Origin of the sequence: Meiothermus sp. (assembly GCF_025056915.1) — a bacterium.
GTDB lineage: Bacteria > Deinococcota > Deinococci > Deinococcales > Thermaceae > Meiothermus.
In genome coordinates, this window is sequence record NZ_JANWVH010000091.1 from 1 (window position 1) to 11,023 (window position 11,023).

The window sequence follows — 11,023 nt, forward strand, 5'->3', positions numbered from 1 at the left end:
CCTCTGGATAGCCAGGCCTACCGCGAGGCAGCCCTGAGCAGTCAGGTACTCAAGGACACCCTCAACAGCCCACAGAACCAACGTACCCTCGAGGAATTTCGCCGCAAACTGCGGGTGCGCACGGTGGATGGCCGGCAATCGGGCATTATTGTGCTGAATGTGCGCGACAACAATCCCGCTCGGGCGGCCCAGCTCGCCAACGAATGGGCCGACGCCTTGAGGCGCTGGGACGACCAGCGCGTGAGGGGCAGCTTTAGCCGTTACCGCTTGTCGCTCGAAACCCAACTGCGCTCGGTTCAGACCGATCTGGCCAGGGGCAACAATACCCCCGAACGCATCGAAGGGTTGCGTAGCCTGCAGGGCAGTCTGCTGCGTGACCTGGATCTGGTGCGGGCCCTGGAGCAGGGGGCTACGGGTCAACTGAGCCTGCTGGACATTGCCGAGACCCCCATTCGCCCGGTGGCGCCCCGCCCCTTGCTCAATGCGCTGCTGGCCGGGGTGCTCACCCTGGTTTTTGGCATTCTGTTCATGTTGCTGCGCGAAGTCTCGGTGCGCACGGTTCGCAGCAGCGAAGACGCAGCGGAGCTGACCGGGTTGCAAGTACTGGGGGAGTTTCCCAAGCTGGCCAACGCCAGCCGCGACCTGCCGCGGGAGGCAGCCAGCTACCTGCGTACCTACGTCAACCGGGGCCTGATGGATGAGCAAGATCCCAAAATTATCGCCGTGACCAGCCCCGAAGCCAAGGAGGGCAAAAGCAGTGTGGCCATTGCCCTGGCTCGAGCCTACGCCCGCACCGGCAAGCGCACCCTGCTGATTGACCTCGACCTGCACCGCCCCATTCTGCACAGCGTATTTGATATCAAAAGCGGCCCGGATGTGATTACGGTGCTGCGAGACCCGCTTTTTGGGATGGCTACCCACCAGCTCGAGCGCGGGCTGTCCCTGCTGCCTTGCTTGCATACCGTGGAGGATCCCTCGGGCCTGCTTTCTCAACAGTTCCGGCCTTTCCTGCGCCGCCTCCGCGAATCGGGTGAGTGGGATACCATCATCATTGACACCCCTCCGGTGCTTGCCGTGACCGATACGCTGGTCATTGCGCCGCAGGTTTCGGGCATGGTGGTGGTGGTGAATATCGGCACGACCAACCGCCGCAGTCTGGTGGCGGCGGTTGACAACCTGACCCGTATAGGGGCCAAGGTGCTGGGGCTGGCAGTCAATCAACTGCGCGCAGGGGAAGGGATGCTGGTCTCCTCCAGAGGCTACAGCAGCTATGGAAGCTACGGCAACCGTCCCCGTCCGGTTCCCTCAGGTGCCCCCACCGAGACCCAGGAACAAGACCCGCTGCGTACCCAGTGGTGAGTGCAATTTCCCGTAAGGCAGGGCAAGGCCCCGGGATTGGCCCACGCCAGGCCCACCCCTCACCCAGCTTTTCTAGCAACCGGGGGTTGTGGTACACTTGGAAGGCTTGTGTTTTGACCGCCACACCAATGGTGTGGTGTGACCAAACCAAAATCCTGAGCTGGCCAGTATCCAGATCAAGGGAAAGTTTCGGAGGAAGGCAATGGAATACCGCATCAAAGCCCAAAACCGTGGGAACGAAAACCCCACGGCGCTGCGCGACGCGGGCAAACTGCCCGGCGTGGTCTACAACCGGCAGGAAAACTACAAGGTGGTGGTGGATCTCAAGGAGTTCAACAAAGTCTTTATGGCGGCGGGCATCCATCACGTGATTACCCTCGAGATGGAGGACGGCAAAACCGTGGATACCCTGGTGCGCCAGATTAACCTCGACAAACGCCGCCGTCGTCCCGACCACGTGGACTTCTATGCCCTCTCCGACGAGCCGGTGCTGATGTGGATTCCCGTCAAGATCGTGGGCACCGCCCAGGGCGTGCGCGAAGGGGGGGTGCTCCAGCTGGTGAACAACGACATCCAGGTCAAGGTTTCGCCCAAGGCCATCCCGCCCTTTATCGAGGTCAACGTCAGCCAACTACGGATTGGCGATAGCATCCACGCGGACGAGCTCACCCTTCCCGAGGGGGTCAAGCTGGCCATGAACGCCCGCGATACGATTGTGGCGATCGTGCCCCCGGAAGATGCCGAAAAGCTGGCTGCCCAGGCTGCTGCTGCACCTGCCGAGGTAGAGGTCATCAAGAAGGGCAAGACCGAAGAGGAGAAGTAGTCCCATACCCTTCTGGCTGGGGCCGAAGGCTGCGGTTTGACCGGCTTTCGGCCCCCAACTTTTCGCCATGTTTTTAATTGTTGGACAGGGGAATCCGGGTTTGCAGTACGCCCGAACCAAGCACAACGTGGGGTTTTGGGTGCTGGATCGGCTTGCCTCGCATTTCAAGCTCCGAGGCAATGCGCTTATTGCCGAGGCCAGGTTTCAGAGGGCCTCCGGGGAGTGGGTCTTGGGTTTGCTGGTCAAGCCTACCACCTTCTACAACGCCACAGGGGAAGCCGTGGCACCCCTGGCGCGGTTTTACAGGGTGCCCCCCGAGCGCATCCTGGTTGTCCACGACGAGCTGGATCTGCGGCCGGGGCGGCTGCGCTTTAAGGCAGGGGGGAGCAGCGCCGGGAACTATGGCCTCGAGTCCATCGCAACCCATCTGGGCAGCCGGGGCTTTCACCGCCTGCGGATTGGAATCGGCAAACCCCCCACGCCCGAGGCGGGTGCGGGCTGGGTGCTCAGCGGTTTTCACCCCGACTTGAAGCCGGTCATGGACCGGGTAGTCCAGACCGCCGCCGAGGCAGCCAAAACCTGGGCCACCGAGGGCCTCGAGGTCTGCCAGAAGAAGTACAACGGCCTCAACCTGGCCGTACCATCTGAGCGAATAGAGCCTGAGCAGGCTTAGAGCGCTCTTCCCATATTTAGAGCCATTCAACTATAAGAAAGCTTTGTCCTGGACAGAACCGTGGCGGCCTGGAAACTCGAAAACATGCGTCTCGGCCCAGACGCAACGCAGACAAGCGTGCCTCACCTCGGTGAGGCACGTCTCTTTGTCCCTTCTCGTTTTCGTGGGCGGCCACGTCTGTGAAGAGCGTGATAGGGTGCTTTTGACCAACCCTTTGACCGCGAGAGAGCGCACCGAGCCCGCCCTTATCCGAAACGACCGGTAATGTAAGCCTCGGTACGCTTGTCCTTGGGGGTGGTGAAGAGCAGGTTGGTGGGGCCGAACTCCACCAGGTCGCCGTTCAAAAAGTAGCCGGTGAAGTCCGAGACCCGGCCTGCTTGCTGCATGTTGTGGGTCACGATGGCAATGGTCACGTGCTTCTTGAGGTCGGTCAGCAAATCCTCGATGGACTGGGTGGAGATGGGGTCGAGGGCGCTGGTGGGTTCGTCCATCAGCAAGACTTCTGGCTCCACGGCCAGCGCTCTGGCAATGCACAGGCGCTGCTGCTGCCCCCCCGAGAGGCTCATGCTGGGCGCGTGCAGCCGGTCTTTGACCTCGTCCCACAAAGCGGCCTGGCTGAGGGAACGCTCCACCGCCTCGTCCAGCAGAGATTTTTTGCGGATGCCCACCAGTTTCAGCCCCGCCACCACGTTGCCGTAAATGGAGAGGGTGGGGAAGGGGTTGGGCTTCTGGAAGACCATCCCAATCTTGCGCCGCACCTCCACCGGGTCTACACCGGCGGCATAGACGTTGACCCCGTCCAGCAGCACCTCGCCGGTCACCCGGGCGGTGGGGGTGAGGTCGTGCATCCGGTTCAAAGCCCGCAGGAAAGTGGTCTTGCCGCAGCCCGAGGGGCCAATCAGGGCGGTGACCTTGTTGGCGTAGATGGGCATATCCACATCTTTGACGCCGGCCTTCTGGCCGTACCACACGGTCACCTGCCGGGCTTCGATGCGGGCCTTCAGGCTGGGGTCGAGGGTCATGACCTCGGTATGCCCGCTTTCAGGGTTGGCTACAGGTCTGAATTCATTCATCGTCTGCTCCTTTAGCGCCCACGGGTCACCCAGCGGGCCAGCAGGCTGGTCAGAACAATCAGGCCCAGCAACACCACCGCCGCGGCCCAGGCTTGGCGGTGCCAGTCCTCGTAGGGGCTGATGGCATAGGCATACAGACGCAGCGGTAGGGCGTCCATCGGCTGCGAGAGATTGAGGGTGAGCAGGGTGTTCCCAAAGGCTGTGAAGATGAGGGGAGCGGCTTCGCCCGCGGCCCTGGCCGTCGCCAGCAAGAGCCCGGTCACCACCCCGGCCCGCGCGGCGGGCAGCACCAGCGAGAGAATGACCCGCCAGCGTGGCAGACCCAGGGCCAGCCCGGCCTCGCGGATGTTCCAGGGCACCAGCTTCAGAACGCTCTCGGTGGTCTTGGCGATGATGGGAATCATGATGAAGGCCATGGCCAGAGCGCCCGAAAAGCCCGAAAAGGAACCCTGCGCCTTGACCACCAGCACGTAAGCCAGCAGGCCCTTCAGGATGGCGGGCATGCCGTTCAGGGTATCGGAGAGCAGGCGGAGGGTGGGGTTGAGCTTGTTGTCGGGGTACTCGGCCAGCAAGATGCCGGCCCCAATTCCAAAGGGGGTTGCCATCAGCAGGCCTACCCCGGTGATGACCAGCGTGCCGACGATGGCCGGGGCCATGCCCCCACCGAGTTCGCCCGGGGGTTTGGGGCCTTTGGTGAAAAAGTCCCAGTTGAGGGATGAAAAGCCATTGACCAGGGCATAGCCCAGCACCAGCGTCAGGGGCAGGGCGGCCAGAATCGTACCGACGATTACCACGAGTAGAATCAGACGGTCGCGGGTATAGCGTGCTTGAAGATTGCGCATGGTCGCTCCTCTAAGCCCGTTGGCTCCCTACCTTAAGCTTGTTGAGCAAGTAACTGGCAGCCGAGTTGACGATGAAGGCAATCAGGAACAGGTAAAAACCGACCCCGATAATGGCCGAATAATGCAGGTCTTCCACGGCTTCCTTTAGCTCCAGGGCAATCACAGCCGGCATGGTGGAGGCAGGGCCGAAGAGGGTGTAGGGCAGGATGTTGCCGTTGCCGATGACCATGGCCACAGCCATGGTTTCGCCCAGGGCACGGCCCAAAGCCAGCATGGCCCCCGCGAAAATACCGCCCCGCGCGTAGGGCAGGATGACGGTTTGCATGACCTCCCAGCGGGTGGCTCCCAGGGCGTAGGCCCCTTCACGCTGGGCTGCCGGAACCAGGTTGATGGCGTCGCGCGACAGGGCTGCTGTGAAGGGAATCACCATGCTGGACAGAATCACAATGCCGGTGAACATCCCGTAGCCCGCCGGGTTGCCCAGGTAGCGAGACAACCAGGGCGCATTCTCCGCAGCCCACAAAAAGAACGGTAGGTAAAAGGCCTCTCGCAAAAACGGGGCCAGGACAAAAATGCCCCAGATGCCATACACCACGCTGGGCACCGCAGCCATCAGGTCGACCAGGTAGTTGATGAACCCGGCCAGCCAGCGCGGCGCGTACTCGGCGGTGAAGATGGCGGCAGCCAGGGCCACCGGAACCGATAAAACAAGCGCAGAGAGGCTGGTGATTATGGTTCCCAAAACGTAGGGCCAGATGCCGAACTCGAGCTTCAGCGCCGGGTCCCAGGTAGTTCCGGTCAGAAAGCCAAAAAATCCTTCTTTGTTGATGGTCTGCGACCCACCCAGATAAAGGTAATAGCCCAGCCCCAGGGTCAGGGCGACGATGCTCAGGGCCAGAAGCAGAACGATGGCCAGAAAAATACGGTCGCCCAGCACGCGATAAATCGCCGAGGGCTGCCGCTTGATAACCGAAGGTTGCACCGGGGCCTGTTGCATGCGCACGCCTTTAGTCTACAAAGAGGTGGGAGCCCTGAAGACCCCCACCTCCCAATCGAGCTTACTGGCCGACCACTTCCTTGCCGATGGGTTTGCCCTGATAGGTAATCCGGGAGATCAGGGCCAGGGCACGGGCCTGGGCCACCTCGGTCAGCCGGGCGTAGGTCAGCGGCTCGTTGAACTTCTGCCCTTCGGTGACCACCCACTTGAGCATCTGCACGAAGGCCCGGGCCTCGGCCTCGCTCTTGAAGGCTTTGTTCTTGTCGAGCTGCTCGTAGACCAGGATGTAGGAGAAGCTCGAGACCGGATAGCCGTCGGGGGCATTGGTGTTGGTCAGGGAGATGCGCGCGTCCCCAGGCAGCACCACGTTGGCGGCGGCGGTGATGGCGGGCAGTTCGGCCACCATGAATTTACCAGCCCGGTTTTGCACGGCTCCGAACTGGATGCGGTTCTGCACCGCGTAGGTTACCTCGTTGTAGCCGATGGCCCCGGGGGTGTTGCGCACCACGCCAGCCACGCCCTCGTTGCCACGGCCCCCCACCTTGTTGGGTGCGGGCCAGTTGACGCTGTTGCCCCGGCCCACCTTCTGGGCCCACTCGGGCGAGACTTTGGTCAAGTAGTCGGTCCAGACAAAGGTCGTGCCCGAGCCGTCGGAACGGTGCACTACGGTGATGGGCAGGGCGGGCAGGTTCACCCCTGGGTTGAGGCGGGCGATGGCCGGGTCGTTCCAGGTCTTGATGTTGCCCAGGAAGATGTCGGCCAGCACCTCACCGGTGAAGTTGAGCCGCTGGGTTACGCCGGGCAGGTTGTAGGTGGGCACCACCGCCCCCAGCACGAAGGGGATGTTGAGCGCGGGGGAGCCAGTGTTCTTGCGGATGTCGGTCATCTGCTGGTCGTTGAAGGGGTTGTCGGAGACGCCGAAGTGAACGGTTTGCTCGATGAACTGACGCTGACCCCCACCGGACCCGATGGACTGGTAGTTGACCCGCACCTGGTTGTTGGTCACTTTGAGGTACTCATCAAAATACTTGGAGAGAACCGGGAACGGGAAGGTCGCCCCAGCTCCGGTCAGGCTCACCTGGGCCAAACCGGTGCTGGCCAGGCCCAGCAGGGCCGTAGTTGCAATCAGCAGTTTCTTCATCAAAAGCCTCCTCTAGCAAGTTCGTGGTACTGACCAGCACCACTTACGGCTCATAGCTTGTCAGTGCTGTGTCAGAGGATTGTCATGAAGGCCGCAAAAAACTCATGATGAACGAAAAAATTAGCCAGCAGCCGGGGTGCCCATTCAAGCCGCACTCCGCCCAAAGAAGCTCGATGGGCTGGCGGGCTCTGCGGGACGGAGCGGCCCAGATTGGGCGGGGTTGGATGCGGTCAGGGCCTTCTTTTAGCCGGGCCCGCCCCGCTGGTATGCTGAGGGCTGTGCGGTGGAGCGGGGCTGTTTTGGCCGGCGGATGGTCCCGCCGGTTTGGGCAGGACAAAGCCCTGTACCTGTATCGGGGCAAGCCCCTGATGGCCTGGGTGCTGGACTCACTGGCCGAGGCCTCGGAGCGGTTTGTGGTTTCGAACCATCCCTATCAAGGGCTGGGCCTGCGTTACCACGACCTGAAGCCGGGGGGGGACACCCTGTCGGGGCTGCATTCGGCCCTGGCCCATGCCCGGCAGGACTGGGTGGCTGTGGCTGCTTGCGACCAGCCCTTTTTGAGCCGGGAATACTGGGGCTATTTGCTGGGTTTGGTGCGCCCTGATGTGCAGGCGGTGGTTGCCGTTTCGCAAGATTTTTTCGAGCCTCTTGGGGCGCTGTATCACCGTTCCCTCGAGCCCGAGGTCTTGCAGAGGCTGGAGGCCGGGGAACTCAGGATGCAGGCGCTCTTGCGTAGCATTCCCCACGTGGCGCTGGACAGGGCTGAACTCGAGGCCCGTTTTGGGCCCCATCTATTTGTCAACGCCAATCGCCCCGAAGACCTGCCATTGTGAGGCTCGAGGCCACCTGTTTCACCCCCAAAGCGCTCTTCCGGGCCCTGGCCGCTGCACCAGGCTTTGTGCTTCTCATCCAAACCTGTACAATAAATCGCTATGGCTGGGATGTTCTCGTTTCGCGGCGAAGATGTGGGTATTGACCTGGGTACCGCCTCGGTGCTGATTTATGTGCGCGGTAAAGGAATTGTGCTGCGTGAACCTTCGGTGATTGCCATGGTGAGTGATACCAAAGAGGTCAAGGCAGTGGGCGCTGAGGCCTACCGGATGCTGGGGCGCACCCCGGGCAATATCGTGGCCGCTCGCCCGCTCAAGGACGGTGTAATCGCCGACTATACCCTGACCGAGCGGATGCTCACCCTCTTTATCAAGAAAGTGTTGCCGCCCCTGCGCTTCTTCAGGCCGCAGGTGATGGTGGGGGTGCCCTCGGGGGTGACCGAGGTTGAGCGCCGCGCGGTGGTGCAGGCGATTGTGGAAGCCGGCGCCAAGCGGGCTTACCTCATTGACGAACCCCTGGCGGCGGCCATCGGGGCCGGTATCAAGATTGCCGAGCCCACGGGCAGTATGGTGGTGGATATTGGGGGCGGCTCCAGCGATATTGCGGTCATCTCGTTGGGCGGCATCGTGCGCTCGGCCAGCCTGCGCATCGCCGGTAACGAGTTCGACGAGTCCATCATTCGCTACATCCGCAACAAGTACAACCTTTTGATTGGAGAGCGCACTGCGGAAGAGCTGAAAATCAAGATTGGCGCGGCCAAGCGCACGCCGGGGGAGCAGGACGCGGTGGCCGAGGTGCGGGGGCGCGACCTGATCTCGGGCCTGCCCAAAAGCATCGAAGTGACCACCGATGATGTGGTGGAAGCCCTGAAAGAACCCCTGGAGAAAATCGTGCAGGGGGTGAAGAGCGTGCTCGAGACCACCCCGCCCGAACTGGTGGCCGACATCATAGACCGGGGCATTCTGCTCACCGGTGGGGGCGCCTTGCTGCGAAACCTGGATTTGCTGCTGCAAGAAGCCACTGGCGTACCGGTGGTGGTGGCCGAAAATGCGGTGGAGGCGGTGGCTTTGGGCACGGGCAAGGCGCTGGATATGCTGCACGTGCTGCGGGATGCCCTGGTCACCTCCGATAACGTGCTGAAGCGGTAAGGGTGGGTCAAGCCAGGGGGTCGGGCGGCAGTTGTCTGGTTGGAGCTGTTCACCGCGCCCGACTGCACGGACCCCAGACCTCCTCCAGGGCGATAAGGTATTCGCTACGGGCCTTTAGCGACCTATGTGGCTCTCTGAAATTGCGCAGCAGATTGGCGGCCAGCTCGAGGGCCCCGACCGGTTCGTGGCCCGCCTGGCCGCGCCAGACCGGGCGGGGCCGGGCGACCTGGTGGTGGTGCGGGAGGCGCGTTATCTCGAGGCGGCCCTGGCCAGCGGCGCGGCCCTCATACTCGACAAAGCCAGCCCCTGCCCGGACACCCTCAGTCGAATTCGGGTGCCCGAGGTACGCAAAGCCTGGCCTCGGGTGCTGGCCCTTTTCGACCAACCCGAAACCTGGGCCGATGGGGGCGTTCACCCCACCGCCACCATCGAGGCGGGAGCCCAGGTGGATTCCACCGCCTCGGTGGGGGCCTACGCCCTGGTCTGCCGGGGTGCCCGGATTGGGGCGGGGGTGGTCATTGCACCCTTTTGCTACGTGGGGGCAGGGGTGGAAATTGGGCCCCAAACGGTGCTGGAGCCTCGAGTAACCCTCTACCCCCACACCCGCCTGGGGGCTGGGTGCCGGATTGGGGCGGGCACCGTGCTGGGGGTGGTGGGGTTTGGGTTTCAGGATGACCGGCGCCTGCCGCATACCGGCAAGGTGGTCTTGGAGGATGGGGTCGAGCTGGGGGCCAACTGCGTGGTGCAGCGCAGTGTGGTGGGGGAGACCCGCATCGGGGCTGCCAGCAAGATCGGCGACCTCACCAGCATCGGCCACAATGTCCAGATTGGAAAAGGGGTGGTGATGGTGGGCAGCAGCGCAATCGGGGGGAGCGCGGTGGTGGAGGACGGCGTGTTGATGGGGGGGTGGGTGGTGCTCTCGGACCATGTGCGGGTGGGCAGGGGGGCGCGCATCACCGGTAGCAGTGCGATTTCAAAAAACGTGCCTGCGGGTGAAACCTGGGCCGGTGCAGTTCCCGCCCAGCCCAGCCGCAAGCACTGGCGACGCCTGGCATTCCTGGACTGGTTGGTCACAATGGAGCGCATCCTGCGGCAGTTCTTCAAACCAACCCAGCCATAGACGCGGCTAAGTGGATTGGGAACCCATGACGATTCGAGGAATTGGCCTCCATACCGGCGAACCCAGTACGGTTCGCCTTCACCCCGCCGAGGGGCCTGTGCGTTTTTGGATGGGGGGGCTCGAGTTTCGTCCTCTGGCCTCCTCGGTGGTGGATACCACCCGCTGCACGGTGCTGGGCTGGCATCACCTCCGGCTGATGACAGTTGAACACCTGCTGGCTGCGCTCTACATTCGAGGTATCTGGGAGGGCCTCATCGTCGAGGTGGCTGGCCCGGAAATTCCAATCCTGGATGGCAGCGCCCAGGAATGGCTGGCGCTGCTTCAGGACTTCCCTCCGCAAGGCCCCCACCCCACCCCTGTAAGCGGCACCATCCGGGTGGAGGAAGGGCGCAGCAGCGTGCTGGCCCAGCCAGCCGAGGGTTTTTCCCTCACCGTGACCATTCTGTTCCCGCACCCCAAGATTGGCTACCAGCAGGTGCAGTGCCCCCCCACCGCGCTGGCGGCGCTGGCCTCGGCGCGAACCTTCGGTTTTTTGCATGAAGTAGAGGCCATGCGGGCTCAGGGGCTTATCAAAGGAGCTTCCCTGGACAATGCGCTGGTGTTCAGCGAACACAGCTTTGTGAATACCCCTCGAGTGCTGCATGAGCCGGTGTGGCACAAAGCCCTGGATTTTCTGGGCGATTTGTACCTGGCAGGTCGGCCCTACCAGGGCCGCTTTGCGGTGCACCGTGGCTCCCACCGGCTGCACGTGGAACTGGCCAAGCTATTGCAGGGCTAAAAAGGGGCGCTCTGGCCGGACAGCAGAAGGTTCCGGTCAAGCGCTGCTTCTTTGCAAGCCTGATGTCAGGCATACAGGCTTCAGGGATTCATCAGGTGAGGGTGGGTGGTTTATTGCGCTCTTCACAGACGTGGCCGCCTACGAAAACGAGAAGGGACAAAGAGACCTGCCTCACCGAGGTGAGGCCCGCTGGTCTGTGTTGCGTCTGGGCCGAGACGCATGTGTTCGAGTTTCCAGG

The 11,023-nt window shown here is 62.6% G+C and carries 11 protein-coding genes; 7 read left to right on the forward strand and 4 right to left on the reverse strand.

What is annotated here, in order from left to right; all coding sequences use genetic code 11:
* The 3 genes from NZN28_RS12485 to pth form a co-directional block, all read left to right on the forward strand.
* The coding region (locus NZN28_RS12485; protein ID WP_295398674.1) for a polysaccharide biosynthesis tyrosine autokinase at positions 1 to 1,359 on the forward strand (1,359 nt) is incomplete at its 5' end.
* A 202-nt stretch (positions 1,360 to 1,561) separates the two neighbouring features.
* Complete coding sequence (locus NZN28_RS12490; RefSeq protein WP_295398675.1) at positions 1,562 to 2,182, forward strand: 50S ribosomal protein L25; 621 nt, start codon at positions 1,562 to 1,564, stop codon at positions 2,180 to 2,182.
* Positions 2,183 to 2,249: 67 nt separating this feature from the next.
* Positions 2,250 to 2,855, forward strand: a complete 606-nt coding sequence (pth, locus tag NZN28_RS12495) for an aminoacyl-tRNA hydrolase (RefSeq protein ID WP_295398676.1) — start codon at positions 2,250 to 2,252, stop codon at positions 2,853 to 2,855.
* A 245-nt stretch (positions 2,856 to 3,100) separates the two neighbouring features.
* On the opposite strand, the gene pstB is transcribed toward pth, so the two are convergent.
* The 4 genes from pstB to pstS form a co-directional block, all read right to left on the reverse strand.
* Complete coding sequence (gene pstB, locus NZN28_RS12500) at positions 3,101 to 3,877, reverse strand: phosphate ABC transporter ATP-binding protein PstB (RefSeq protein ID WP_295398683.1); 777 nt, start codon at positions 3,875 to 3,877, stop codon at positions 3,101 to 3,103.
* A 62-nt stretch (positions 3,878 to 3,939) separates the two neighbouring features.
* Entirely contained in the window at positions 3,940 to 4,770 is an 831-nt protein-coding gene (gene pstA, locus NZN28_RS12505) for a phosphate ABC transporter permease PstA (protein ID WP_295398677.1), read from the reverse strand.
* Positions 4,771 to 4,780: 10 nt separating this feature from the next.
* Complete coding sequence (gene pstC, locus NZN28_RS12510) at positions 4,781 to 5,767, reverse strand: phosphate ABC transporter permease subunit PstC (protein WP_295398684.1); 987 nt, start codon at positions 5,765 to 5,767, stop codon at positions 4,781 to 4,783.
* A gap of 61 nt (positions 5,768 to 5,828) precedes the next feature.
* Positions 5,829 to 6,908 carry a phosphate ABC transporter substrate-binding protein PstS gene (pstS, locus tag NZN28_RS12515; protein ID WP_295398678.1) on the reverse strand — a complete coding sequence of 360 codons (1,080 nt, stop codon included), beginning with the start codon at positions 6,906 to 6,908 and terminating at the stop codon, positions 5,829 to 5,831.
* A 266-nt stretch (positions 6,909 to 7,174) separates the two neighbouring features.
* Here pstS and NZN28_RS12520 point away from each other — a divergent pair, with 266 nt between their 5' ends.
* The 4 genes from NZN28_RS12520 (at position 7,175) to lpxC (ending at position 10,785) form a co-directional block, all read left to right on the forward strand.
* Positions 7,175 to 7,741 carry a molybdenum cofactor guanylyltransferase gene (locus NZN28_RS12520; RefSeq protein ID WP_295398679.1) on the forward strand — a complete coding sequence of 189 codons (567 nt, stop codon included), beginning with the start codon at positions 7,175 to 7,177 and terminating at the stop codon, positions 7,739 to 7,741.
* A gap of 99 nt (positions 7,742 to 7,840) precedes the next feature.
* Positions 7,841 to 8,887, forward strand: a complete 1,047-nt coding sequence (locus tag NZN28_RS12525; protein ID WP_295398680.1) for a rod shape-determining protein — start codon at positions 7,841 to 7,843, stop codon at positions 8,885 to 8,887.
* A gap of 124 nt (positions 8,888 to 9,011) precedes the next feature.
* Positions 9,012 to 10,007 carry a UDP-3-O-(3-hydroxymyristoyl)glucosamine N-acyltransferase gene (locus NZN28_RS12530; protein ID WP_295398681.1) on the forward strand — a complete coding sequence of 332 codons (996 nt, stop codon included), beginning with the start codon at positions 9,012 to 9,014 and terminating at the stop codon, positions 10,005 to 10,007.
* 25 nt (positions 10,008 to 10,032) lie between these two features.
* Complete coding sequence (lpxC, locus tag NZN28_RS12535; RefSeq protein ID WP_295398682.1) at positions 10,033 to 10,785, forward strand: UDP-3-O-acyl-N-acetylglucosamine deacetylase; 753 nt, start codon at positions 10,033 to 10,035, stop codon at positions 10,783 to 10,785.
* Positions 10,786 to 11,023: the final 238 nt, after the last annotated feature.